This window comes from Rhizobiales bacterium NRL2 (assembly GCA_001664005.1).
Taxonomy (GTDB): Bacteria; Pseudomonadota; Alphaproteobacteria; order Minwuiales; family Minwuiaceae; genus Minwuia.
Genome location: CP016093.1, coordinates 3,753,712 through 3,777,543, shown reverse-complemented (window position 1 = coordinate 3,777,543; position 23,832 = coordinate 3,753,712). Strand labels below are relative to the sequence as shown.

20 protein-coding genes, 1 tRNA gene and 1 pseudogene are annotated in these 23,832 nt (G+C 66.5%); 10 read left to right on the top strand and 12 right to left on the bottom strand.

Annotated features, from left to right (window positions below; all coding sequences use genetic code 11):
- The first annotated feature begins 196 nt into the window (after positions 1–196).
- Positions 197–1,660, top strand: a complete 1,464-nt coding sequence (locus tag TEF_17650; GenBank protein ANK82410.1) for a hypothetical protein — start codon at positions 197–199, stop codon at positions 1,658–1,660.
- A gap of 6 nt (positions 1,661–1,666) precedes the next feature.
- Here TEF_17650 and TEF_17645 read toward each other — a convergent pair whose 3' ends face one another.
- Positions 1,667–3,160: a hypothetical protein gene (locus tag TEF_17645; protein ANK82409.1), complete on the bottom strand. Its 1,494-nt coding sequence runs from the start codon at positions 3,158–3,160 to the stop codon at positions 1,667–1,669.
- A gap of 189 nt (positions 3,161–3,349) precedes the next feature.
- Here TEF_17645 and TEF_17640 point away from each other — a divergent pair, with 189 nt between their 5' ends.
- Positions 3,350–4,363 (top strand): hypothetical protein, encoded by a 1,014-nt coding sequence (locus TEF_17640; GenBank protein ANK82408.1) that lies wholly within the window; start codon positions 3,350–3,352, stop codon positions 4,361–4,363.
- Here the strand turns inward: TEF_17640 and TEF_17635 are convergent.
- On the bottom strand, positions 4,347–5,306 hold the full coding sequence (locus tag TEF_17635; protein ANK82407.1) for a GDP-fucose synthetase: 960 nt from the start codon (positions 5,304–5,306) through the stop codon (positions 4,347–4,349). The genes TEF_17640 and TEF_17635 overlap by 17 nt on opposite strands.
- A gap of 2 nt (positions 5,307–5,308) precedes the next feature.
- Positions 5,309–6,349: a GDP-mannose 4,6-dehydratase gene (locus TEF_17630; protein ANK83578.1), complete on the bottom strand. Its 1,041-nt coding sequence runs from the start codon at positions 6,347–6,349 to the stop codon at positions 5,309–5,311.
- Positions 6,350–6,478: 129 nt separating this feature from the next.
- On the opposite strand from TEF_17630, the gene TEF_17625 reads away from it, so the two are divergent.
- The gene (locus TEF_17625) at positions 6,479–7,471 is read left to right on the top strand and encodes a hypothetical protein (GenBank protein ANK82406.1); all 993 of its coding nucleotides are present in this window, start codon (positions 6,479–6,481) and stop codon (positions 7,469–7,471) included.
- A 20-nt stretch (positions 7,472–7,491) separates the two neighbouring features.
- Here the strand turns inward: TEF_17625 and TEF_17620 are convergent, their stop codons facing one another.
- Positions 7,492–8,085 (bottom strand): TetR family transcriptional regulator, encoded by a 594-nt coding sequence (locus TEF_17620; protein ANK82405.1) that lies wholly within the window; start codon positions 8,083–8,085, stop codon positions 7,492–7,494.
- Between the two features lie 72 nt (positions 8,086–8,157).
- On the opposite strand from TEF_17620, the gene TEF_17615 reads away from it, so the two are divergent.
- The gene (locus tag TEF_17615; GenBank protein ID ANK82404.1) at positions 8,158–8,781 is read left to right on the top strand and encodes an epimerase; all 624 of its coding nucleotides are present in this window, start codon (positions 8,158–8,160) and stop codon (positions 8,779–8,781) included.
- Here TEF_17615 and TEF_17610 read toward each other — a convergent pair.
- A pseudogene (locus TEF_17610) lies at positions 8,720–9,729 on the bottom strand (hypothetical protein). The gene TEF_17615 and the pseudogene TEF_17610 sit on opposite strands and share 62 nt — an antisense overlap.
- Positions 9,730–9,884: 155 nt before the next feature.
- On the opposite strand from TEF_17610, the gene TEF_17605 reads away from it, so the two are divergent.
- On the top strand, positions 9,885–10,997 hold the full coding sequence (locus TEF_17605) for a hypothetical protein (protein ID ANK82403.1): 1,113 nt from the start codon (positions 9,885–9,887) through the stop codon (positions 10,995–10,997).
- Here TEF_17605 and TEF_17600 read toward each other — a convergent pair.
- A complete protein-coding gene (locus TEF_17600; protein ANK82402.1) occupies positions 10,994–11,176 on the bottom strand; it encodes a hypothetical protein in 183 nt (60 codons plus the stop codon). The genes TEF_17605 and TEF_17600 overlap by 4 nt on opposite strands.
- A 269-nt stretch (positions 11,177–11,445) precedes the next feature.
- Entirely contained in the window at positions 11,446–11,994 is a 549-nt protein-coding gene (locus tag TEF_17595) for a lipid A 3-O-deacylase (protein ID ANK83577.1), read from the bottom strand.
- 149 nt (positions 11,995–12,143) lie between these two features.
- On the opposite strand from TEF_17595, the gene TEF_17590 reads away from it, so the two are divergent.
- Positions 12,144–12,626 carry a lactoylglutathione lyase gene (locus TEF_17590; GenBank protein ANK82401.1) on the top strand — a complete coding sequence of 161 codons (483 nt, stop codon included), beginning with the start codon at positions 12,144–12,146 and terminating at the stop codon, positions 12,624–12,626.
- Between the two features lie 72 nt (positions 12,627–12,698).
- Positions 12,699–12,935: a hypothetical protein gene (locus TEF_17585; GenBank protein ANK82400.1), complete on the top strand. Its 237-nt coding sequence runs from the start codon at positions 12,699–12,701 to the stop codon at positions 12,933–12,935.
- Between the two features lie 1,710 nt (positions 12,936–14,645).
- Here TEF_17585 and TEF_17580 read toward each other — a convergent pair.
- A tRNA-Arg gene (locus tag TEF_17580) sits at positions 14,646–14,722 on the bottom strand.
- Between the two features lie 114 nt (positions 14,723–14,836).
- On the bottom strand, positions 14,837–15,922 hold the full coding sequence (locus tag TEF_17575) for a hypothetical protein (protein ANK83576.1): 1,086 nt from the start codon (positions 15,920–15,922) through the stop codon (positions 14,837–14,839).
- A 417-nt stretch (positions 15,923–16,339) separates the two neighbouring features.
- Here TEF_17575 and TEF_17570 point away from each other — a divergent pair, with 417 nt between their 5' ends.
- The 3 genes from TEF_17570 (at position 16,340) to TEF_17560 (ending at position 18,866) form a co-directional block, all read left to right on the top strand.
- A complete protein-coding gene (locus TEF_17570; GenBank protein ANK82399.1) occupies positions 16,340–16,786 on the top strand; it encodes an S-adenosylmethionine decarboxylase proenzyme in 447 nt (148 codons plus the stop codon).
- On the top strand, positions 16,783–17,637 hold the full coding sequence (locus tag TEF_17565; protein ID ANK82398.1) for a spermidine synthase: 855 nt from the start codon (positions 16,783–16,785) through the stop codon (positions 17,635–17,637). The genes TEF_17570 and TEF_17565 overlap by 4 nt, the downstream gene beginning before the upstream one ends.
- Before the next feature lie 98 nt (positions 17,638–17,735).
- Positions 17,736–18,866 (top strand): ornithine decarboxylase, encoded by a 1,131-nt coding sequence (locus TEF_17560; protein ID ANK82397.1) that lies wholly within the window; start codon positions 17,736–17,738, stop codon positions 18,864–18,866.
- Between the two features lie 203 nt (positions 18,867–19,069).
- Here the strand turns inward: TEF_17560 and TEF_17555 are convergent, their stop codons facing one another.
- The 3 genes from TEF_17555 to TEF_17545 all read right to left on the bottom strand — a co-directional run bounded on the left by TEF_17555 (position 19,070) and on the right by TEF_17545 (position 23,787).
- Positions 19,070–19,750, bottom strand: a complete 681-nt coding sequence (locus TEF_17555) for a hypothetical protein (protein ID ANK82396.1) — start codon at positions 19,748–19,750, stop codon at positions 19,070–19,072.
- The gene (locus TEF_17550; GenBank protein ID ANK82395.1) at positions 19,747–20,853 is read right to left on the bottom strand and encodes a hypothetical protein; all 1,107 of its coding nucleotides are present in this window, start codon (positions 20,851–20,853) and stop codon (positions 19,747–19,749) included. Before TEF_17550 ends, TEF_17555 begins: the two co-directional genes overlap by 4 nt.
- Positions 20,854–21,024: 171 nt before the next feature.
- Positions 21,025–23,787 (bottom strand): bifunctional uridylyltransferase/uridylyl-removing protein, encoded by a 2,763-nt coding sequence (locus tag TEF_17545; GenBank protein ID ANK83575.1) that lies wholly within the window; start codon positions 23,785–23,787, stop codon positions 21,025–21,027.
- Between the last annotated feature and the right edge of the window lie 45 nt (positions 23,788–23,832).

The following is a 23,832-nucleotide window of genomic DNA, read 5'->3' as shown; positions in this document are numbered from 1 at the left end:
TCCTGAGCCCCTGATTTCCCGGCGCCGGCCCGGCTGGTCGGCGCGTGAATTCGCGCGTCCGGGGGGCGTGAATTCTTGCGTCCGGCCACAGATATTCGCCAATGCGAATCCAATAGGTTGCAACTAACTCTTGTACTCATGGTTAATTTTTGGTTGAGAATTGAAACGAGTTTCCATGGGGGCATGGTGAGGGGTAATGAAGCACTACGAGAGCCTGGCCGGCGGCAGCGGTCGGAGCGTGTATTATCGCGCCAGGCGACTCCGGGCAGCCGAAGTATTCTCCTCGGAGCTGGCGGTCGCCCGTCTGGACGGGCGGCCGGTCCAGATCGAGAATCTCTCCATGTCGGGCATCGCCCTGATCGACGGCGACGCCAATGCCGACTGGTCGGAACGCGCCGGTGACAGCGTGCCCGTCGAGATCACGCTCGGCGGCGAGACGGCGTTCAGCAGTCCCGGCCTGATCTGCCGCGTCGAGGAGGCCGCGCGCGGCCAGCTCGTTGGCATCCGTTTCGTGGACGACTTCCTGGACATGGCGGCTCTGATCCGGCGCCACGAACAGCTTTTGCTCAAGTTCGATCTCGATCGGCCCGCGGACGTCGAACTCGAGGCGGTGCCGGGCGCCTATCGGACGCTGTGCGCCGACGTGATCCACCTGCTGCGCCGCCAGAAGGCGCTGCTCGCCCGTTTCCGGGTGCGGGCGAATGGCCATGCGCCGATTCCGCCCGAGGACATGGAGGATGCCTACCGCGCCTGCGAGGCCGGGCTCCTGCGCGACTGGAAGACCCTGTGGCAGCGCGGCGAGGACATTGTCGGGGCGTTCGCCCACGACAGCGCCCAGGTCCGGGCGATCAAGCGTTTCACCGAGCAGGTGCTGACGCCGGAATTCATGGACGGGCCGATCTGGCAGCGCAGCTTCGAGAAGCCGCTGGGCTATCCGGGCGACTTCAAGATCATGCGCATGGTCTACGCCTGGGCGCGGGAGGGGAAGGATCCCTACGGTCAGCTTCTCCATCGTCTCGGTCTGGAGGTCGCCGAATGCATCGCCACCCGCATGGTGCTGGTGCAGCAGTCCATCGCGGAAACCATCCGGCGGCGCGCGAAGGCGGGCGAGGTGGCGCGCATCGCCAGCCTCGGCTGTGGTCCCGCCAAGGAGGTCCAGAACATCCTGCAGGCCTCGCGCCTGGACGGCGCTGCCGCCTTCACCCTGATCGACCAGGAGGAGGAGGCGCTGGCCCACGCCTACGAGGAGGCAATGCCGAATCTGGCGCGGCTGGGCGGCCAGGCCAGCGTCAACTGCCTGCACCTTTCCTTCCGGCAACTCCTGTCCGGCCGCGCCGTCGCCGAGGCGCTGGGTCCGCAGGACATGATCTATGCGGTGGGCTTGGTCGATTATTTCCGCGAGCGCCAGGCGCAGCGGCTGATCGCCGGCCTCTATGGTCATGTCGAGCCGGGCGGGCTGCTGATGATCGGCAACATGGCCGACAGCGCCTTGAGCAATTACTGGCCGATGGAATTCATCGCCGACTGGAACGTCATCTACCGCAGCCGCGAGGAGATGCAGCGTCTCGCCGCCGATTGCGCGGGCGCCGAGGTGACGGTCCGGCCCGATCGCACCGGCCGCGTCTGGATGCTGCAGCTCCGCCGGCCGGACGCGGCCTGAGCGCGCTCAGGCGGACTTCAGCGTCCGCACCGGCGTGTCCTGAAGTTCGGCGAAGCCGGCAGTGCGGGACTTCGGCAGTTCCACCACCACCTGCGTGCCTTCGCCCAGACGGCTGCTGAGCCATACCTGGCCGCCGTGCAGTTCCGTGATCCGCCGCACCAGCGGCAGGCCGAGCCCTGTGCCGCCATGGTCGCGCGCAAAGGCGTCCTGGAGCTGGGTGAAGGGTTCGAAGACGCGCTCCTGATCCTCGGCCGGAATGCCGATGCCGGTGTCGGTGATGGCGATGCGGCAGGCGCCGCCGTCCTCGAAGTAGAGACGTGCGTTCACCTCGCCGGCCGAAGGCGTGAACTTGATGGCGTTGGACAGCAGGTTGACCACGACCTGCTGCATCAGGCGCTTGTCGACCCGCACTACCGGCGTCCATTCGGGGAACTCGGTGGTGACGCGCACACCCTTCTTGGCCGCCAGGTCGTAGCAGATGCGGATGGCGTTGCGCAGGATGTTGCTGGCGTCGACATCGTTCTCCTCCAGCTCCATGCGGCCCGCGTCCGCCTTGGTGATGTCGAGGATGTCGTTGATGATCGCCAGCAGGTGCTCAGCGCTGTTGTGAATGTCGCTGGCGTATTCCCTGTAGCGGGGCGATCCGATCGGTCCGAACATTTCAGCTTTCATGACTTCCGAGAATCCAAGGACGGCGTTGAGAGGGGTCCGCAGTTCGTGGCTCATGGTGGCCAGGAACTCGGTCTTTGCGTTGTTGGCGGATACGGCTTCGTTCCTCAGCCGGATCGCGACATCCGTCGCGTTTTCCAGCGCGACGGTGTGGGCGAACTTCTGGCGTGACGACAGTTCGAGGGCGTAGGAGGCGAAGATGCCCACGCCGACGGTCATCGTGAGGAAGAACATGTTGCTGACCAGCGCCCATCGGGGGATGGGGTTGATCAGCGTCGCCACGGCGAAGTAGGCGGCGGCGATGATCAGGGAGACCGCGATGACGTGCACGAAACGTATGCGCACCAGCGTCGCGGCGTAGATGATCACCATGATCAGCCCGGCGTAGTAGGTCTCCGCCGCCGGCCTGTCGATGATCGCGGTCATGGCGACGATGGCGAGTCCCGCCGAGAGCATGGCCAGCGACAGGACGATCTGGGCGTAGTCGAGGAAGCGCCGGGAATAGGTGAGACCCACGAAGATCGACATCAGACCGATGCCGAAACAGAAGCGGATCGCCAGCACGATGTCGAGATTGCGCTCGATCAGGTACCAGTCGAGAACACCGAACAGGGCATAGAGGACGATGCCGCAGAACAGCGCCAGGCGGATGACGGGCAGGGAACGCTGAAGCTGTTCGTGGCGAAAACGGGACTCGAGCTCGCTGTCCCGAAAAACCAGCGTGAGTTTCCGTATTGCCGCGTATTCGGTGGCGCCGTACTGGACCGGCGATGCAGCACTTACCGAACCGGGCGTGGTATCCCTTGATTTATCATGCATCTTGTTGATCACGCCTACCCGTTCTGGACTCTGCGATCTTGAAGTAAACAATACGTTAATATTTGACTGAAGGCACGTTCACGAATCGGGACCTGTACCGGTCGCGCATGCTTGGGCCTCCGGCAGGCGCCGGCCTGTTCCAACGGTCGCGATCTTGTTCTATGACAACGGGCCCTGTCCCGGCCGGCCCGAGTTCCCCGCATGTCACGCAGCGTCCGCATCAAGATCGTCGCCAAGAATCGCCTCGAGCCGGCGCATTTCACCGACCTGCCGCGGCGCTATCCCGGCCATGAGTTCGTCCTCGACCCGGCGGCGCGGGACTATGACTGGTTCGTTGTCTATGACGACCTGCCGCGCCGCAGCGGCGAGAAGCTGAGCCTCAACCGCGAGGTTCTCGCTTGCCCGCCGTCGAATACCATCCTGATGACCTACGAGCCGTCGTCGATCCGCTATTACGGTCCCGACTACCTGGCGCAGTTCGCCCACGTGCTGACCAGTCACGAACCGTCGGCCCTCGCCCATCCGGGCCGGCGCGACATGCCCCCGGTCGGCATCTGGTACTATGGCGGCGTGGCGGATGCGGCGCGCCACCCCGCCCCGCCGGAGAAGACCATCGGGCTCTCCACCTTCATGTCCCCCAAGCAGGCGAAGCACACGCTCAACTACCGCCGTTACGTCTTCCTGGAGGCGCTGTCGAAGGCAGTGCCGGACATGGAGCACTACGGACGTCACTTCCGGCCGGTGGAGAAGAAGGCGGAGGCGCTGGATGTCTCCCGCTACCACGTCGCCGTCGAGAACCACATCGGCCCCCATCACTGGACGGAGAAGCTCTCCGACGCCTTTCTCGGCTATTGCCTGCCGTTCTACGCCGGCTGTCCCAATGCCGGGGATTACTTCCCGCCCGAAAGCTTCATCCCCATCGACATCGACGATCCGGCGGGCGCCGCGGCGGTCATCCGGAAAGCGATGGCGGCGGGCGAATATGAACGGCGCCTGCCGGCGATCGTCGAGGCGCGGCGGCGCGTGATGGAAGAGTGGACCATTCCGAACTTCGTCGGCGAGGTGGTCGAGAGCGCCGCCGACCTGCCGGCCGGCCCGGGCCGGCCCGAGATCCTCAGCCGTCACATGCTGTTCCGCAGGCAGCCGGCGGCGCTGCTCCGCTACATGCTGGGGAAGTCGCGCTGGCGGCGCGCCAATATCAGGCGCTGGCGCTGAGGCGCAGGTCGGCGGTGTTCAGCATCCAGTCATAGGTTGCCGCCAGCCCCTCGCGCAGGCCGGTCGCCGGGCGCCAGCCGAGTTCCCGCAACCGCGAGGAGTCGGCCAGCTTGCGCGGCGTGCCGTCGGGCTTCGTCGTGTCGAAGCGCAATTCGCCCTCGAATCCCACCACCTCGCAGATCAGCCGGGTCAGACCGGCGATCGAGATCTCGTCGCCGGTGCCGACATTGACCATGGAATGGGGCACGTCGTTCTCCAGGCAGAAGCGCACGGCCGCGGCCATGTCGTCGACATGGAGAAATTCGCGGAGCGGGCTGCCGGTGCCCCAGACCTCCATCGCCGCCGCGCTGGCCAGCTTCGCCTCGTGGGCCTTGCGCATCAGCGCCGGGATGACGTGACTGCGTTCCAGGTCGAAATTGTCGCCGGGTCCGTAGAGATTGGTTGCCATCAGCGTGACCGACTGCAGGCCGTACTGCTTGCGGTAGGCCTCACACATCTTCAGCCCGGCGATCTTGGCGATGGCGTAGGCCTCGTTGGTCGGCTCCAGCGGGCCGGTCAGCAGATGCTCCTCCCGGATTGGCTGGGGCGCCATCTTCGGATAGATGCAGGTGGAGCCGAGATAGATCAGCTTCTGCACGCCGGCCGCGCGGCAGTTCTCGATGACGTTGGTCTGAATGGCGAGGTTGTCGTGGATGAACTCGCCCGGATAGTCGTTGTTGGCGACGATGCCGCCGACCTTCGCCGCCGCGCAGACCACCCAGGCCGGCTTCTCGGTGCCGAAGAAGTCGCGCACGGCCTGCTGCTCGCGCAGGTCCAGTTCCCCCGAGGTGCGGGTGATGAGGTTGCCGTAGCCCGCGGCCTCCAGATCGCGCAGCACCGCCGAGCCGACAAGGCCGCGGTGGCCGGCGACGTAGATCGGATCGTCCCTGCCGGGAGCGGTCATGTTCAGCGCTCCGCCTGGGTCGACACCAGGTGGCCGGCGTCCTTCAGTGTCCGTTCCCGCCGCGCCAGCTCCATGTCGTTGTCGACCATCATGCGCACCAGTTCCTCGAAGCCGACCTTCGGCGTCCAGCCCAGCTTCTCCCGCGCCTTCGACGGATCGCCCAAAAGGTGGTCGACCTCGGTCGGCCGCAGATAGCGCGGATCGAACTCCACATGCGCCTCGGGCGCCAGGCCGGCATGGGCGAAGGCGAGATCCAGGAATTCGCGCACCGAATGCGCCTCGCCGGTGGCGAGGACATAATCGTCCGGCTCGTCCTGCTGCAGCATCCGCCACATGCCCTCGACGAAGTCGCCGGCGAAGCCCCAGTCGCGCTTCGCGTTCAGATTGCCGAGGAACAGCTTGTCCTGCAGGCCCATCTTGATGCGTCCGACAGCGCGCGTGATCTTGCGCGTGACGAAGGTCTCGCCGCGGCGCGGGCTCTCGTGGTTGAAGAGAATGCCGTTGGCCACGAAAAGGCCGTAAGCCTCGCGGTAGTTCACCGAGAACCAGTAGCCGGCGACCTTGCCGACGGCATAGGGACTGCGCGGATAGAAGGCCGTCGTCTCGCCCTGCGGCGGCGGCGCGGCGCCGAACATTTCCGAGCTGCCGGCCTGGTAGAGCTTCACCTGCCGGCCGGTGTTCTGGGTGTAGTCGCGCAGAGCCTCCAGCAGCCGCAGCGTGCCGGTGCCGACAATGTCGGCGGTGTATTCGGGCTGATCGAAGCTCACGCGGACATGGCTCTGGGCGCCCAGATTGTAGACCTCGTCGGGCCGCGCCATCTCGAGGACACGCCTGAGTCCCGTGCCGTCGGAGAGGTCGCCATAGTGCAGCTTCAGTCTCAGATGGCTTTCGTGCGGATCCTGGTAGATGTGGTCGATGCGCTCGGTGGTGAAGGTCGACGCGCGCCGGACGATGCCGTGGACCTCGTAGCCCTTGGCCAGCAGCAGCTCCGCCAGGTAGGAGCCGTCCTGCCCCGTGATGCCGGTGATCAGGGCCCGCCGGATGTCGGTCATCTGCCGTCTGCCTTTCTGCGCTCGGTCGAGCGCGCGTGATGCCACGCGCGGCGCAAATAATCCAGAGCGCGCGCCGCTCTGCTATGATGGGCCGCGGCGGCAATCAAGGGGAGAGCGGTCATGGACATTCTGGCGGGAACCAGCAGGGGCATCTTCCGGATCAATGGCGGGGCGCCGGTCCAGACGCTCACGGCGCGCGGCGTGCGCGACATTGTCCGCGCCGGCGGCCGGCTGATGGCCGGCACCGGGGAAGGCCTGTGGATCTCCGATGACGACGGCGGGAGCTGGCGCTGCGCGGCGCTGGCGGACAGGGAAATCTGGCAGATCCGCCAGGCCGGTGACGGCGCGATCTACGCCGGCACCCAGCCGGCGGGCCTGTTCCGCAGCGAGGATGGCGGCGAAAGCTGGTCCGAAATCGAGAGCTTCACGCAATCGCCGGAGGCGGCGCGCTGGTGCGTGCCGATCGATCCGCCGCTGCCCGGCCGGGCGCGGGCCATCGTCGTCGATCCGGACGACCCGCAGCGGATCGCCGTGGGCGTCGAGGTCGGCGGCATCATGCTGAGCGAGGACCGCGGCCGGAGCTGGAACCTCGTCATGCCCGGCGGCAATCCGGATCTGCACATGATGTTCGCGGATCCGGCACAGCCGGGCGTCGTCTACGCCTCAACCGGCTATGGCCGCTTCGACGGCATTGCGGAGATGGTGGAGGGCAATGCCGGCGTCTTCCGCTCCGACGATGGCGGGCGGAACTGGGCCTATGCCTGGAAGGGCATCACGCCGCGCTATGCCCGGCCCATGTGCGTCGACGGCCGCGGCGGCGTGGCGCTGACGGTGGCCAGCGCGCCGACGGCGTTCTCCCACTACAGGGACGAAGGCGGAGCGGGGGCCATGCTCTACCGCTCCGAGGACGGCGGCGGGAGCTGGCGCTCGCTCTGCGACGAAGCCCATACGCCTTCCGCGCCGAACTTTCACGGCCTCACCACCGATCCGGAACGTCCGGGTGGCGTGCTGGTCGGCACCGACAACGGCGAGCTCTGGCGGGTCTCTGCGTCGGCCGAGTGGTTGAAGCTCGGCGAGGGGATGCCGTCGGTGCTCGCGATCCACGCCGACTGAGGGTCTGCCGGCCCTGCCCGTCACTCCGGTCCCGCCACGAACAGCTTGCGCGCGCTGGCCAGCAGGGTCGCCTCATAGGTCGGCTGCGACCAGCCGCTCCTGAGCACCAGCAGTTCCCAGTTCCGTACGGACAGCAGGATCCAGAGCATGTCCGTTGCCGCGTCCGCCGTGAAACCCGGCGAAAGCATGCCGTCGCGCGCCAGCGCCCCGATGGCCGCGGCGCAGCCTTCCTTCATGTCCGCCATTCGCTGGTCCCACGCCGCGGCCGCCTCGGGGTCTGACTCGTAGATCGCCAGCAGCGCCCGCGCCGCCGGATAGACCTCCGGAATGTAGGCCGTCCAGGCGGCGACGAAGGCGTCCAGCCGTTCGGCGCCGGTCTGCGCCGTGCGGCTGGGGGCAAGACGCCGTGCCGTGCCCTTCTCCTCGTCCTGGAAGCGCGTCGCCGCCACCAGCAGGTCGGCGCGGCTGTCGAAGTGGAGATAGAGCGCCTGGCGCGAGACGCCCGCCTTCCGGGCGATGTCGGCCATGCGCAGCCTGGCGGTCTCGCCGCTTTCCAGCAGCTCGATCGCGGCCCGGAATATCCGGGTCTTCGTGTCGGGATCGGGACTTGACATGCTGTAAAGTCATCTCTAATTGACACGATGTCAATTGACACAGTGTCAAGTGACCGGACATGGAGCAGGAAAATGAACATCATCGTCTTCGGCGCCACCGGCTCGATCGGCCGTCACGTCGTCCGCCAGGCCCTGGCCGAAGGGCATCGCGTCACCGCCTTCCAGCGCACGGCGCCGGCGCGCGAACCGGAGAACCCGAATCTCGTCCACCAACTGAGCGACGTGCTGGATGCGGAGGCCGTGGCCCGCGCGGTGCATGGCCAGGATGCGGTGGTGGTCGCCCTGGGCGCCGGCCGGCACGGCAATGTGCGCGCGGCGGGGACCCGCAACATCATTGCCGCCATGGAACGGCACGGCCCGAAGCGGCTGGTCTGCCTTTCCACGCTCGGCGCGGGGGACAGCCGTCACCTGCTGAACTTCTTCTGGAAGCGGATCATGTTCGGCCTGCTGCTGCGGGCGGCCTATGCCGACCATCAGACGCAGGAGCAGGCGGTGCGCGAGAGCGATCTCGACTGGACCCTGGTGCGGCCGGGCGCCTTCACCGACGGCGATCTCACCGGCGACTACCGTCACGGCGCGCTCTCGGCGGCGGACCGGCTGCAGTTGAAGGTCTCCCGCGCCGATGTCGCCCATTTCATGCTGGGCGCGTTGTCTGGCGGCGGCTATCTGCGCCGCGCGGCGGCGCTTTCCTACTGACCGGCCGGTTCAGACGCCAGGCGGAAAGCAGAGGAAGATGACGGAGACCGTCGCCACCGACAGCACCGTGCTGGCCAGGATCACGGAGGACGTGCGCAGCACGTAGATCCCGTAGGCCTGCGCCAGCACGAAGCTGCCCGCGCCCGTCGGCAGCGCCGCCATCAGCACCGCGACCTTGGCCCAGAGCGGATCGGCAGGGAAGACGAGGAAGACCAGAACCGCCGTCAGCGCCGGCTGGACCAGCAGCTTGGTGGCGGTCATGACGCCGACCTCGATGCGCCCCTCGCTGGTCGGCTTGCCGACCATGAACAGCCCGATGGCGAACAGCGCGCAGGGTCCGGCCGCCGCGCCCGGGATGCCGGTGAAGGCGTCCACGGGAACCGGCAGATCGAGCCGGCCGGCGGCCCAGAGAAGCCCCAGCACCGGCGCGGCGATCATCGGGTTCTTCACCACCGCGCCGGCGGCGGTCAGCGCCACCCGGCCGGGACTTGCCGCGCCGCGGCCGCCGGCCTCGATCAGGAAGATGGCCACGCCGACGATGAGCGCGGCGATCACCGTCGCCATGATCGCCGGCAGCGCCGCCGCCTCGCCCCAGGCGGCGATGGCCAGCGGAATGCCCATGTAGCCGGTATTGCCGTAGACGCCGTTCATGCCGTGGAGCGCGGCCTCCGCCAGGCTGCGCCCGAAGACGAACTTCGCCACCAGGATGGAAGCCGTCCAGAGAAGGATGATCGCGCCCGCGAAACCCAACAGGAAATCGGGCTCGTGGATGCTGTCCAGGTCCACGGTCGCCATGGCGCGGAACAGCAGCGCCGGCAGCGCCACCCAGTAGACGAAGCTGTTGAGTGCGCGCGAACTGTCGTCGCCCAGCAGGCCGCGCCGGCCGCAGAGATAGCCCGCGGCGACGATGGCGAAGACCGGCAGGACGATGTTGACGATGGGCTCCATGGCCCGCCAATAGCGTTGCCTCCGCGCCCGCGCCATGCGGCGCATCGGCCCCGGGGGCATTGCAACGGCGCGCCGGCCGCCTAGCTGGAATCAATGGTCCGAACCATTCACCGCAGGCCCGCGATCGTCGCTGCCACCCGCAGGACCGGCCGTCCATGAGCGCGCTCCGCCGTCTGATCCGCCGCCTCGCGCGGCCCGCGCGGACCAGCGGGGGGCGCGGCGGTCCCGTCATCCAGGCCTGGCGCGGCTGCGGCAATGGCGGGGAGGTCATGGTGCTGGGCCGCGTCCTGCGCCAGCCGCCCTTCGGGCTGGGGGAACGGTCCGACCCGGCCAGCCGCGATCTGGTCGACGTGCTGCGCCGCTTCCTGCGCCGCGGCTACCGCCATGCCGAACTCGAGGCCCGGTTCGCCGGCGCCACGGCGCGGGTTACTGCCGACCGGTCCGGCTTCTTCGCGGTGCGGCTGAAGCCCGCCCGGCCGCTGCCGCGGGACGGGATGTGGCACGCCATGAAGCTTTCCCTGAACCACAGGGGGGAGACGGTCGAAGACGAGGCGCATGTCTTCGTGCCGCCGCCCGCCGCGCGGCATCTGGTGATCAGCGACATCGACGACACGGTGATGTTCACCGGCGTCGGCAACACCCTGGCCATGCTCTGGCGGCTGTTCGTCGCCGGCGCTGAGAGCCGAACCGCCTTTCCCGGCGTCGCCGCCTTCTATCAGGCGCTGCACCGCGGACCCTCGGGCGAGGAGCGCAACCCGATGGTCTATGTCTCGCGCGGGCCCTGGAGCCTCTACGAGGTGCTGGAGACCTTCTTCCGCCTGCACCGGATCCCCGAAGGGCCGGTGCTGTTCCTGCGCGACTGGGGCCTGACGCTGCAGCGGCCCCTGCCGCGCCGCGCCGTCGATCACAAGCGCGGCCTGATCGAGGCCATGCTGGCGATCTACCCCGACTACCGCGTGGTGCTGATCGGCGACAGCGGCCAGCACGATCCGGAGATCTACGCCCGCATCGTGCGCGACCATCCCGGCCGGGTCGCGGCGGTCTACATCCGCGACGTCACCCGCCCGAAGCGCGACCGCGCGGTCGAGGAACTGGCCCGCCGCCTGGACGCGGACGGCCACAGTCCGCTGGTCCTCGCCGACGACAGCTTCGAGATGGCGCGCCACGCCGCCGGGCTCGGCCTGATCTCGGAGGCCGACCTGCAGGACGTGCTGGCGGAAAAGGCGGCCGAAGGCGGGATGAAGCCGGCGCCGGCGGCTGCGGACTAGCCGCGGTCGGGCGCCGTCGCGCCGGACGGGGCGGGGGCGGCGGGCGCATGCGGCTTGCCGCCGTCGAGGCCCAGGACGAACAGCGCCAGCACGCCGGCGGCGAGCGTCAGGATGACGCCCTGGGAGAGGATCGCCTCGACGCGGGCGGCGCGGTCGGAACGGGTTCCGGTATCGGACATGGCGGGACACTCGAAGCTGGAGGGGAAGCCGGAAGACGCCCATATCTGGTATCGGTTGAGGATTCGTGAAGGGGCGTGCGGAAATTTTCCCGCGCGCCGTCTCGCCCGCGGCCCGGAGCGGTCGTGTTTGAATGAACCGCTCAGCATTGGCGCCCTCGGACTTGATCCGAGGGCCTGTGCGCTTGTCCGCGCCACGACACGGGTCCTCGGGTCAAGCCCGAGGACTTCAATAGATTCTATCCAGCCGAGGATTGCTCTGGCGGAACGCCCTAGAACCGGATGCCGTAGCGCACGCCGATGGTGTCCTGGCCCTCGTTGAAGTCGGCGAGGAAGCCGTTGGAAACATGATCGAAATAGGCCGAGACGCTGTGGCGGCCGGCGAAGCGGAAACCGATCTCCAGGGGGATGTGGAACAGCACCCGCGAGCCCAGCGCCTTGCGGTCGGCGCTCCGCGGCGCGAGATCGCCGTTGTGGACTGCCGCGCCGAGGCCGAAGGCGACGAAGGGTCCGGCCTCGAAATCGTACTGCCAGCGGGCGTCGAGATAGGCCTTGGAGGTGTCGCCGGCGGTGTTGATGGTGGCGCCCAGCGCAGGCCGCAGCCGCCCGCCGAGCACCTCCCAGTGGGGCGAGAACTGCAGCTCCAGGCTGATATCCAGCCCGTCCTCGCGGCGGAAGCCGCTCCACAGGCCGCCCGTGTCGTGGTGCAGCAGGCCGATCTTCGCCTCGTGGATTATGCCATCGGACGGCGGGTCCGCCGCCGCGGGCTGCGCGGCTGTCCAGCCCAGGCAGGCGAGCGCCGCGGCGCAGGATGGGGCCAGTCGATGCAACGCGCGTCTCCACTACCTGACAGTTTGCGATGATAGGGCACGGGCTCGGCGGGGGGAACCGCCGCCTCGGTCCTGTCCCGCCGGGGCGGAACGCGGTATCATGGGCGGACAGTCCGACGCAGCGAACGGAGGGACCGACGATGATCCAGGGCCTGCACCACAACGCCTGGCGCTGCCGCGACTCCGAGGAGACCCGCGCCTTCTACGAGGATTTCCTGGGCCTGCCGCTGGTCGGCTCGCTCTGGATCGAGCGCACCCAGACGGGCCGCTCGGCGGACGTGCTGCACACCTTCTTCCGGATGGAGGATGGCTCCTGCCTCGCCTTCTTCGAGGCGCCGGAGCAGCCCTTCGAGTTCAAGGACCAGCACGATTTCGATCTGCACATCGCGCTGAAGGTGCCGCGGGAGGTGCTGGAGCCGATGATGGCGAAAGGCCGCGCCGCCGGCATCGAGACGCGCGGCATCTCCGATCACGGCTTCATCGATTCGATCTATTTCCGCGATCCCAACGGCTATGTCGTCGAGCTGACGGCCGTGCGCGACAACCATGACGAGGCGCTCGACCCGGCGCGGAACGACGCCCGCGGCATTCTCGACCGCTGGCAGGCGGCCAAGGGGGCCTGAGAGGCGCGCGGCTTTCCCGACCGCCCGCGCCGGGTTAGCTTCGGGGGACACGAACGACAGGAGAGGGGCAGCATGAACCGCGTCATCACCATCGCCGCGCTGGCGGCCGTCGCCGCCGGGCTCGCCGCCTGCGGCCACCCGGAACCGGAATTCGGCAACAGCGAATTCGTTCGCTTCGACGAGATCGCGCTCTGGCAGGACAAGGAAACCGCGGCGCGCGCGGCCGAGCACTGCGCCGAGTACGGCAAGACCGCCCGCCTGGTCCCCGACAACGCCCTGGACGGCACGGTCACGTACCGGTGTGAGTAGGGTCGCTAGTTTGGCACGTGATTGTTTTTGTGAACAGGCTGGCAAAAATTGAGGACAGGATGCTCACATTTTCGTTTCGAATAATTTCAATAGTGATGATCGGTATCGTAGTCGTAGATAGTTTTTTTAGTTATCACGGCTTTGATATGGGAAGATTTCCAGATTCGCCCGATATGCCGGACGGGTATTTCACGCTGATGCGCATTTTCGTGTCGGTGGCTGCGGTGCTCTGGGCTTGGCAGCTCGTCCAGATGACGGGGCGATTCGGTTCATTGTGCATAGCACACGCAATCATCGTTGTCCTCTATCAGCCGTTTGTTCCGATTGAATTTCACTATGAAACCTGGGGCTGGATTAATTTGATTGTCTTTCTATTTTTAGCTACGGAATTATTAATGAGTCTGTATATTGGAAAAAAATTAGAAAAAATGATGAAAAAACAAGCTCTCGACTCATCACCTAAAGCACGACCTCGAAAAAATTTAAACAAAGCGCCTGAATCGCGGAAATTTCCTTTCGACTGGTAGAGTCAGTAGAATAGTTTGATTTTTATTTATAAGATCAATCTTTCAAGCCCAGCAGTCACAGAAAATCAAATTGCGATTTGCGTGAATGTTGCCTTCAGATTTAGGAAATGCGGCAGGACGGACTGAGTGACTCGGCCTGCGGAACAACGAAAAGCGTCATGGCGGTGTCGAATTCCCACATTCTTTTCGCACTTCGTAGCCGAGGAGGCCGCAATTCTTCGTCACCAAGCTCATCGCTTAGCTGATTACTGATGCGTTGGGCCTGACAATGACGGTGGCGTAGCCAAGAGTCTTCAACAATGTATTGGTGAAGCCCAGGTTGTTGGTGGGAGTAAATTAGCATGCCGAATACGCAGCCGAGAGAATCTAAATATAGATTGTAGAGTTGCATTTGCGAATCAAGTTTCTATACGGATTTACCTCCACTCTTTGGTTTGGAGGCGAGCCGCCTGCCGCCGCAGAAATATTTAGCGGCGACCCATCCGAGCAATCCGCCCAAAATAAGAACTGTAAATGAAAACCAGTCATTGCCGTCAATATAGAAATCACTTTTTGACAAGTATATTTTGATGCCCAATTCTTTGAAAGCGAACCATCCCGTAAATAGTAAAAACATAGAAAACAAGAATGGAAATTCATGGCCCCTTGAAATATTTTCGATATCATCCGACGCGACAATCTTGCGAAATTCTGTACTCATAAAACGCCCTACGCATCCCGCTCGTTTGCGATATAGCATGATGTTATAATGCAAGTTCCACAGATTGAATATGGAAAAGATGATAACAAACAAATAAGATATCCAGACAATCCAGGGTAACGGTTCATAATATCCGCATGCAGCAGTAGAATTTTGATGCATATAGGCGATAATGGCGGAAAAAATAAGTAGTGAATAGTAAATACCAGCCCATTGATCTTTCTTTGCCTGCCGAATTGACGCTCCGTACTCTTGATATGCAGCGATTAAGTCCGACCTGTCGCGATGACGTCTAAACATCTCAAATGGCCTACCTTAAATGGTATTCACGTCGCCCGTGAGCCGGTCCAACAGATAGAGAAAGCGTCGCGTGGGGCGAGGGCAGCGGCATCGCACCTGGCAAGTCCGTGCTCGCCTTGCTTACCCTGCGCTTACCCGAAAAGAACAAAGGGCTGGTCATTTCCAGTAATCCTTTGAAAACATTGGCGGACCCGACAGGATTCGAACCTGTGACCTCTGCCTTCGGAGGGCAGCGCTCTATCCAGCTGAGCTACGGGTCCGCTGGCGCGTTGCGGCGCGGCCCCACGAAATAGCGGAAAGCGCGACGCCGTGCAATCGTGGCGTTGGACCCCTCGGACCGGCCGGCGCGCGGGCGGGCGGGCCTGATCGGGGCCTCAGGCGGCGGCGCCCGTGGCTTCCTCCAGGGGCTCGATCCAGCGGCCGTGATAGTCGCAGTGCGCGAGCACCCGCGTCTCCCCGCCGGGCCACAGGTTGACGTAGAGCGCCGCCTTCCAGGGATCCTCGCGCCAGGGCTCCATCCGGACCCAGGCGAGCGGCGCGTCCGCCTCGGCCAGGTCGCCCGTGACCTCGATGGCCGAGCGCAGCGCCTGCTGGCTCTCGTGCGGCAGGTACTGCCAGAAGATCGAATGGAAGATCACCGTCGTGCGGTCCTTCGGCCGGCGCTGCAGGCTGGCCCCGATCCAGTCGACGGCGTCGGCGCGGGCGACGCGGGTGGCGCGCGCCTTCGCGATCTCGATGGCGCCATCCAGGCGCTGCAGCCGCGGCTGCTGGTCCGGCCAGACATAGGCGCGGAGCCGCAGCATCTGCGCCGGGTCGCGGACGTCGAGGGGGCGCAGGTCGCAGGCGAAGCTGGCGGCGATCTCCACCGGCCCCAGGGCGGGCGGCGGCCCGCGCCATTCGGGGGCCAGCCGGACGGCGGAGTCCGCCGGTCCCCAGCCGGCGCCGCCCAGGTCGTAGCGGAAGCGGTCCCAGTTCTGGTTGAGTCCGGCGCTGGCGCCGATCTCCAGCATGTGCAACGGCCGCCCGCCGCGCCGCGCCGCGTCCTGGAAACCCAGCATCAGGGCCGCCGCGCGGGCCGTCTCGTTGGTCTGCGGCGGGTGGCGCAGGAACTCGCCCAGGAAGTCGCCATAGCCGGCCATCGCCGCCTCGACCGCCGCCCACAGGGCGTCGTCGTCCCCGGCTTCCGCGGCCGCGCGGGGCGGGTAGTGATCGGCCAGCTCCGGCGCCCGGCCCGACAGCACCAGGGCGTGCAGCGCGCCGGCGAAGCGCAGCGACAGCGCGTCCTCGAACATGCGTTCGTCCGGCCAGTCGAGCACCGCGCGGCCGAGGTCCGTCTCCGGCGTCAGCCGGGCCGCCGCCAGCGGCAGCAGGCGGGCCATGAAGGGCGAGCCGAGCCGCCCGCAGGCCTCGCCCTGACGTTCGAAATGACGCCTCGCTAGTTCGCCCAAGTTTCCCTCCAGCCGTGTTGTCCGGGACCGTGGCCGCGCCTGGCGGGCCGCACGCGAAAGGCGGCACCTTATCTTTTTGCAATTGCGAACGTAACCGTCTTGACAGCGGACCCGCGGACCATTAGATCGCGCTTTCGAACGCAATCGCACGGGCTTCCCTTAGATGGGACTCGGTCACGGCGTGAGCGTCTCTGTTTGGCTTTGAATGTGCCTGGCCGCTGGGGCCGGGGGCTGATGGAGAAATGCTATGCCGTTCATGCGACGACAGACCTGACTTCGCTGAAGTCAGAGGCGGCACAAGGCCCGGTATCGGGATAACCGCCGCTCAGTTCCGCTGAGCATCTCCACCTGCTGGACCATACGCCGGCCACCGCCCGTCAACCCCCGGGCCGTGGCTCACTGTCATTTGCGTCAAGGGGGACCCCGCATATGGACTTCACGACCTCTCAGGTTCTGGACGAGGGCCTGGATCTCGACGACCGCGCCGACGAGGCGCGCAAGGATTTCTTCATCGTGCGCGACGGCGAGTGCTTCGCCGGCACGCATCTGCTGATCGACGTCCGCGAGGCCGAGGGCCTGGACGACATCAAGCACATCGACAAGACCCTTCGGGCCTGCGTCGAGGCGGCCGGCGCGACGCTGCTGTCGATCGACCTGCATCACTTCACGCCCAATGGCGGCGTGTCGGGCGTTGCGATCCTGGCGGAGAGCCACATCTCGATCCATTCCTGGCCGGAATACGGCTATGCCGCGCTCGACGTCTTCATGTGCGGCGACGCCGAGCCGCAGAAGGCCGTGCCGGTGCTGAAGAAGGCGTTCCGTGCGGGCATGGTCGAGGTCGCGGAAATCCGCCGCGGGAAGGGCATGGTGGGATGACCGAATGGGTGACCGAAGCGCTGCATGACGGCCTTCGATCGTCCTTCCGGGCAGACCGCGTTCTGTACCGCCGGCCGGTCGGGCAGCAGGATCTCGTGCTCTACGAGAACCCGAAGTTCGGCCGCATGCTGGCGCTCGACGGCGTGACCCAGGTCACGGAAGCCGACGAGTTCATCTACCACGAGATGCTGACCCATGTGCCGCTGCTGGCCCATGGCGAGGTCCGCTCGGTGCTGATCGTCGGCGGCGGCGACGGCGGCATGCTGCGCGAAGTCGTGCGGCATCGCTCCGTCGAGCGGGTGACCATGGTCGAGATCGACGAGGGCGTCGTGACCTTCTCGCAGGAGTACCTGCCGAAGGTCTCCGACGGGGCCTTCGACGATCCGCGGCTGGAGCTGGTGATCGCGGACGGGGCCGAGTTCGTGCGCGATACGGAGCGGACATTCGACGTGATCATCGTCGATTCCACCGATCCGGTCGGGCCGGGCGAGGTGCTGTTCACCGACCACTTCTACGGTCACGCCCGGCGGCGCCTGAACCCCGGCGGGGTGCTGGTGACGCAGAACGGCGTGCCGTTCCTGCAGGGTGCGGAACTCACCGGCACCATGCGCGCCTTCGGTCAGCTGTTTGCCGACCGCACATGTTATCTGGCCACGGTGCCGACCTATGTCGGCGGCCCCATGGCCTTCGGATTCGGCACGGACGACACGTCGCTGCGCCGGGTCGCCGTCGAGACCCTTGCCGACCGGTACCGGAAGGCGGGGCTTTCCACGCGTTACTACACCCCGGAGGTACACAGGGCGGCCTTCGCCCTGCCGGGTTACGTCCAGGAACTGCTCGACGCGGCCTGAGCCGCCAGTGACAGCCTGAGTTGTTGGTTCAAGGGCGGGTATCGCCCGGCCGCCGGCACGCCGGTCGGCTTCTTTATGGAAAGGTTCGGGGGTCTGCAATGACACAGCGGATTCACGATTATCTGGAGCGCACGGCCCATGAGGCGCCGTGCCTGGTGATGGATCTGGAGCGGGTGCGCGACAACTATCAGGCGTTCGCGCACGCCATGCCGGACACGCGGGTGTTCTACGCCATCAAGGCGAACCCGGCGCCGGCGATCCTGGAGCTGCTGGCCGGGCTGGGGAGCTGCTTCGACGCGGCCTCGGTGGCCGAGATCCGCATGGCCCTGGCCGCCGGCGCGACGCCGGACCGGGTCAGCTACTCCAACACCATCAAGCGCGAGCGCGACATCGCCACGGCCTTCGACCTGGGTGTGCGGCAGTTCGCCTTCGACTGCGACGCCGAGCTGGAGAAGATCGCCCGCGTGGCGCCGGGCAGCCGCGTGGTCTGCCGCCTGCTCTGCGACGGCGAGGGCGCCGACTGGCCCCTGTCGAAGAAGTTCGGCTGCGCGCCGGCCATGGCCGGCCGGCTGATGCGCCGCGCGCACGAGCTGGGTCTCGAGGCCCATGGCCTGGCCTTCCATGTCGGTTCCCAGCAGCCCAATCCGGGCATGTGGGACGGTGCGCTTGCGACCTGCGCGGACCTGTTCCGCCAGCTCGGCGAGCAGGGCATCGAGATGAAGATGGTCAACCTGGGCGGGGGCTTCCCCGCCCGCTATCTTCGCGACGTGCCCCAGGTGGAGATGTACGGCCAGGCGATCACCGGCTCGCTGAAGCGCCACTTCGGCAACCGCATCCCGCAGACCATCATTGAGCCGGGCCGCGGCCTGGTCGGCGACGCGGGCATCATCCGCTCCGAGATCGTGCTGATCTCGAAGAAGGACGACGACGATCCCGTGCGCTGGGTCTATCTCGACATCGGCAAGTTCGGCGGCCTGGCCGAGACCATCGACGAGGCCATCCGCTATCCGATCCGCACCGACCATGACGGCGAGGAACTGGCGCCGGTGGTGCTGGCGGGGCCGACCTGCGACTCGGTCGACGTGATGTACGAGAAGGAGCCGTACCTGCTGCCGGTCTCGATCGAGATCGGCGAGACGGTGATGATCGAATCGACCGGCGCCTACACGGCGACCTACGCCTCCAACGGCTTCAACGGCTTCGACCCGCTGAGGTGCGTCTGCATCTGAACCGGCCGCGCTGCAGCTGAACTGGCTCTTCCGTCGCCGTCCCGGAATGACGAAAGGGCAATCGACCTGGCGCCCTTGGACTTGATCCAAGGGCCCAGCGAGGCGGCTGCACTGGGTCCTGGGGTCGAGCCCCAGGACGCCAGGGAGTGCGGGATTTTCTTTCGCTGGATGTCGAGGTCCATCGGGTGAGCCTGTGGAACGGCCTACTCGGCCCGGCCCCAGATGCGCAGCGAGGCGCCGTGCGCCTTCAGCCAGGCGTCCGCGCCCTCTGGGTCCGGGTGCAGCCGCGCCACCAGGGCGTGGAAACGCGGCCCGTGATTCATTTCCTTCAGGTGCGCCGTCTCGTGGGCGGCGACGAAATCGAGCACCGTCGCCGGCGCCAGCACCAGACGCCAGTTGAAGGAGAGTACCGCCCGCGCCGAACAGCTTCCCCAGCGGCTCTTCTGGTCGGCGATCCGAAGCCGCGCGATCCGGACGCCGATCTCTTCGGCGTAGCCGCGGCTCGCTGCGCCCAGCCGCCGCCGGGCCTCGGCCTTCAGCCAGTCGGTCACCCGGCGGTTGAGGTGTTCGCCCCCGCCGGCGACTTCCAGCAGCGCCCCGTTGCGGCGGACGCCGAAGCGGCCATCGGCCCTGTGCACGATGGCCAGCCGGTCGTCCTGGAAGGGGATTTCCAGCCCGTCGCGGAACGGGAGTGCCGCAGGGCGCGCGGCGCGCCTTTCGGCCAGCCAGTCCAGATTCTGGCGCACGAAGGCCTCGCCGGAGCGGCGGGACACGCCGGGCGGCAGGACGAGCACGGGTGCGCCGTCGACGCTGTCCAGCCTGAGCTTGATCCGCCGCGCGCGGCCATGGCGGACGACCCGCAGATCGGCGGGCAGCGGCCTCATTCGAACTGCGCGCCGTGCAGGACGCGGATGCGGCTGTCCAGTTCGCCGCGGTCGACGTAATAGCCGCGCAGCCGCCGCCGGCCGGTGTTCGGATCGAACGCCGTGCGGCCGTGCAGGATGCGCGAGTTGTCGAACACCGCCATCTCGCCGGACTTCAGCCTCACCTGCAGCCGGCAGGAATGGCTTTCCACCAGCGCCTTCAGGCTGCGGTAGGCGCGATACCAGTCGCCGACGATCCCGGGTTCCATGTCGACAATGTCCAGGATTCCCGGATTGAACGCCAGCCTGACGGGACGGCCGGCGGCGTCCGGCTCCACCAGCGGCCGACGGATGCGCAGGTCGGTCTCGCGGTCGCGGAAGCGGAAGGGAACGTCGACCTCGGCCAGCAGCCGGCAGGCCGCCGGCGCCGCGGCGCGCAGATCCTCCAGGATACGGAAACCGTCGGCGAAGACGGAATCGCCGCCCGTGGCCTCGTTGGCCAGACAGTGCAGGAACTGGTAGCCGGGCACCAGATGCTGGTTGGGCAGGTCCGTGTGCAGGCCCAGTTCGTCGTGCGTGTAGGCCTGGTTGTTGGGATCGGGCCGGGAGATCACCTCGAAGATGACGCCGAAATTCGTCTCGCGCAGAAAGCCGATGCGCCGCCCCAGCGCCATGCCGTCCTCGTCGCCGTCCAGCCCGCCGATCACGACCAGGCCGTTGCGCTTCAATTGCGACAGCATCCGGCCCAGGCCTTCATCGCCGGCGAGCGCCGCCGCCTCGAAGCGCGCCACTGCGTGATCGTTCGCCCAAGCCACCGGCGCGATGTCGGCCGGGTCCGGCCGGCGGCGGCCCGGCGCCCGGGCCAGCAGCCAGTCCAGTCGATAGGCGCGGGGACCGGGCAGGTCCGGCCAGTGGATCAGGATCTCGCCGCCGCGGATCTCCGCCCTTTCGGGGCGGATGTCCGGCGGCACCGACAGCAGGTCGAAGCTGCGTTCCTGGGTGACGGGGTGAAAGGCGGCGGGTTCGTTGTCGCGCAGCCAGAGCCAGGGGAGGCGGCGGCTGGCTCCATCGGGTGAACGAAGCAGAAGCCCGTCGGGCTCCAGCGCGAAGGCGAAATCGGTCATGACGGGGCTCGTTTGCGGAAAGGTGGCGTCCAGGGGTTCGCGGGAGGCGTCTGGCCTCACGCGCCCGGCGGCCACCACTTCTGCTGCTTGATCCGCATCTGCATGACCCGGCCAATGTCTCGCTGTCCGGGCATGATGTCCAGTGACCTCGAGAAATGCCGGGGATGTCCGTCAGGCGGCCTTGCTGCCGCCGCCCCGGGCCGGCGTCGGGGGCTGGATCGCCTCGGTCAGGCGGCGGCGGATGCGCTCCTGCTTCGCGCGGTCCTCGACCTTCAGACCGAACATGTCGCGGACGTAGAAGACGTCGACGGCGCGCTCGCCATAGGTGGCGATCCGGGCCCGGCCGAGGTTCAGCGAGAGGTCGAACAGCGCCCAGGCCACGTCGTGGACGAACCCCAGCCGGTCGCGGCCATTGACCTCGATCACTGTCCACGTGTTGGAGGCGTTGTTGTCGATGAAGACCACCGGCTCCACGGTGAAGATCTGGGTCCGCTGGGCGTAGTTCGGTTTGCGGTCGGCGATGACCCGCGTCGGCCGCATCTCGCCCGAAAGGGTCTTGCGGATGGCGCTCTTCATCTTCTCCAGCCGCTCGGGATCGGTAAGCGGCCCTTCCTCGGCGTCCTGGACGATGAAGCTGTCGACGGCCATCCCGTCATGGGTGGTGAAGATGCGCGCGTCGACGATGTTGACGCCGGCCACCGCCATGGCGCCGGCGATGCGCGCGAACAGCCCCGGATGGTCGGTAGCGTAGATGACGATCTCCGTCATCGCCTTGAACTTGTCGGATCGGGCCTCGATCTCGATATGCTTCTTCTGCTCGTCGGCGCGGCGCATGATCTCCGCGTGCCAAGCCTGGGTCTCGATATCCAGACCCAGCCAATAGCCGTCGTAGAAGCGCTCCAGATGGCTGTCGAGCTGCCTGGTCGGCCAGTCCTTCAGCCGCTCGGCCAGATTCTGGCGCGCCTGCTTGATCCGCTCGCGGGAGGCGCGGCCGATCATGTCGCCGGACATGGCGTCCTCGGCGCGGTAGTAGAGGTCGCGCAGCAACTGACCCTTCCAGCCGTTCCATACCCCGGGACCGACGGCGCGGATGTCGGCGACGGTCAGCACCAGCAGCAGCCGCAGCCGCTCCGGACTCTGCACTGCGCCGACAAAATCGGCGATGGTCTTCGGGTCGGCTAGGTCGCGCTTGAAGGCGGTCGCCGACATCAGCAGGTGCCAGCGCACCAGCCAGGCGACCGTCTCGGTCTCCGCCGCGCTCATGCCGAGCCTGGGGCAGAGCTTCTTGGCCACGCGCTCGCCGAGCACGGAGTGGTCGCCGCCGCGGCCCTTGGCGATGTCGTGCAGGAAGACCGCAACGTAGAGCACTTCGCGCGACAACACCTTGTGAATGATCTCGGCCGAGAGCGGGTGGTCCTGCTTCAGCTTGCCCTGCTCGATCTGCCAGAGCAGGCCGACGGCGCGGATGGTGTGCTCGTCGACGGTGTAGTGGTGGTACATGTCGTGCTGCGTCTGGGCGACGACGCGGCCGAAATCGGTGATGAACTGACCCAGCACTCCGGCCTCGTTCATGCGCCGGAGATGGATTTCCGGCTCATTGTCGCCGGTCAGGATATCCATGAAGGCGCGGTTGGCGACCGGATCCTGGCGCACCGGCCGGGTGATCTTCTTGCGGTGACGGCGCATCAGCCGGAGCGCATTGGGGTGGATGTCCAGATCTTCGTGTTGGGCCACGCGGAAGATCCGGACCATGTCCGCCGGTTTCTCCGCGAACTGCTCCTTGTCGGTCACGTCAAGCCGGCCGCCCTCGGCCACGAAACCGTCGATCTCGCGCGTCCTGAGCCCCAGCCGCGGCAGGCGCAGCAACGGCTTGCGCTGGTTCTCCTGTTCGATCGCGGTGCAGATCACCCGGGTCAGGTCGCCGACATCCCGCGCGGTCAGCAGGTAGTGTTTCATGAACCGCTCGATGGCCTGCGCGCCGGCATGATCGGTATAGCCGAGCCGCTTCGCCAGGTTGGTCTGGACGTCGAAGGTCAGCCGCTCCTCGGGCCGGTTGGCGAGCAGGTGCAGGTGGAAACGCACCGTCCACAGGAAGCGCTCGGCCTTGACGAACTTGCGGTATTCGCCCTGGCTGATGACGCCTTTCTCGACCAGTTCCGAGACCCGGTCGACCTGGTAGAGATACTTGGCGACCCAGAACAGCGTATGGAGGTCCCGCATGCCTCCCTTGCCCTCCTTCAGGTTGGGCTCGTTGACATAGCGGGAATCGCCGAAGCGCTGGTGGCGCTCGTCGCGTTCGGCCAGTTTCAGCTCGACGTAATCGATGCCGGAACCGGCGACGACGTCCTTCTGGAAGCGGCGTTTCAACTCGGTGTAGAGGGGCTGGTTGCCATAGACGTAGCGGGCTTCCAGCAGGGCCGTGCGGATGGTCGTGTCCTGCTTCGCCATGCGGATGCAGTCGTCGACGGTGCGGCTGGCGTGCCCGACCTTCAGCTTCAGGTCCCAGAGCATGTAGAGCATGTACTCGATCACGCTCTCCGACCAGGCGGTCTGCTTGTAGGGCATCAGGAACAGCAGATCGACGTCGGAGAACGGCGCCATCTGCCCCCGGCCGTAGCCGCCGACGGCGACGACCGAGAGTTGTTCGCCGTCGGTCGGATTGGCTGCCGCAAAGACATCCTCGACGGCGTGGTCGTAGAGCATGGTGATGATCTGGTCGACCAGATAGGACATGGCGCGCGCGGCCACATCGCCCGGCTCGCCCTCCAGGAACCGCTGCTCGATCGTCTGGCGGCCCTCGGCCAGGGCGTCGCGCAGGCGTTCGAACACGGCCTGGCGCAGACCGTCGCCCTCGTGCGTTTCGGCCAGACGGCGCAGATCGGCGCCGATGCTCCGGCGGTCGATGATCTCGCGCTTGTTCTTGAGCTGCTCCATGGCCGGAAACATAGCAAAGCGCCGGCGGATTGACAGGGCGGTGCG

Excerpts from the sequence above, each read along its gene's own strand:
- TEF_17635 (ANK82407.1), bottom strand. The coding sequence starts at position 5,306 with ATGACCGCTCCCGGCAGGGACGATCCGATCTACGTCGCCGGCCACCGC.
- TEF_17565 (ANK82398.1), top strand. The coding sequence starts at position 16,783 with ATGACCGAATGGGTGACCGAAGCGCTGCATGACGGCCTTCGATCGTCC.
- TEF_17550 (ANK82395.1), bottom strand. The coding sequence starts at position 20,853 with ATGACCGATTTCGCCTTCGCGCTGGAGCCCGACGGGCTTCTGCTTCGT.
- TEF_17600 (ANK82402.1), bottom strand. The coding sequence starts at position 11,176 with ATGTCCGATACCGGAACCCGTTCCGACCGCGCCGCCCGCGTCGAGGCG.
- TEF_17570 (ANK82399.1), top strand. The coding sequence starts at position 16,340 with ATGGACTTCACGACCTCTCAGGTTCTGGACGAGGGCCTGGATCTCGAC.
- TEF_17615 (ANK82404.1), top strand. The coding sequence starts at position 8,158 with ATGAACATCATCGTCTTCGGCGCCACCGGCTCGATCGGCCGTCACGTC.
- TEF_17585 (ANK82400.1), top strand. The coding sequence starts at position 12,699 with ATGAACCGCGTCATCACCATCGCCGCGCTGGCGGCCGTCGCCGCCGGG.
- TEF_17555 (ANK82396.1), bottom strand. The coding sequence starts at position 19,750 with ATGAGGCCGCTGCCCGCCGATCTGCGGGTCGTCCGCCATGGCCGCGCG.
- TEF_17620 (ANK82405.1), bottom strand. The coding sequence starts at position 8,085 with ATGTCAAGTCCCGATCCCGACACGAAGACCCGGATATTCCGGGCCGCG.
- TEF_17545 (ANK83575.1), bottom strand. The coding sequence starts at position 23,787 with ATGGAGCAGCTCAAGAACAAGCGCGAGATCATCGACCGCCGGAGCATC.
- TEF_17625 (ANK82406.1), top strand. The coding sequence starts at position 6,479 with ATGGACATTCTGGCGGGAACCAGCAGGGGCATCTTCCGGATCAATGGC.
- TEF_17650 (ANK82410.1), top strand. The coding sequence starts at position 197 with ATGAAGCACTACGAGAGCCTGGCCGGCGGCAGCGGTCGGAGCGTGTAT.
- TEF_17640 (ANK82408.1), top strand. The coding sequence starts at position 3,350 with ATGTCACGCAGCGTCCGCATCAAGATCGTCGCCAAGAATCGCCTCGAG.
- TEF_17560 (ANK82397.1), top strand. The coding sequence starts at position 17,736 with ATGACACAGCGGATTCACGATTATCTGGAGCGCACGGCCCATGAGGCG.
- TEF_17605 (ANK82403.1), top strand. The coding sequence starts at position 9,885 with ATGAGCGCGCTCCGCCGTCTGATCCGCCGCCTCGCGCGGCCCGCGCGG.
- TEF_17590 (ANK82401.1), top strand. The coding sequence starts at position 12,144 with ATGATCCAGGGCCTGCACCACAACGCCTGGCGCTGCCGCGACTCCGAG.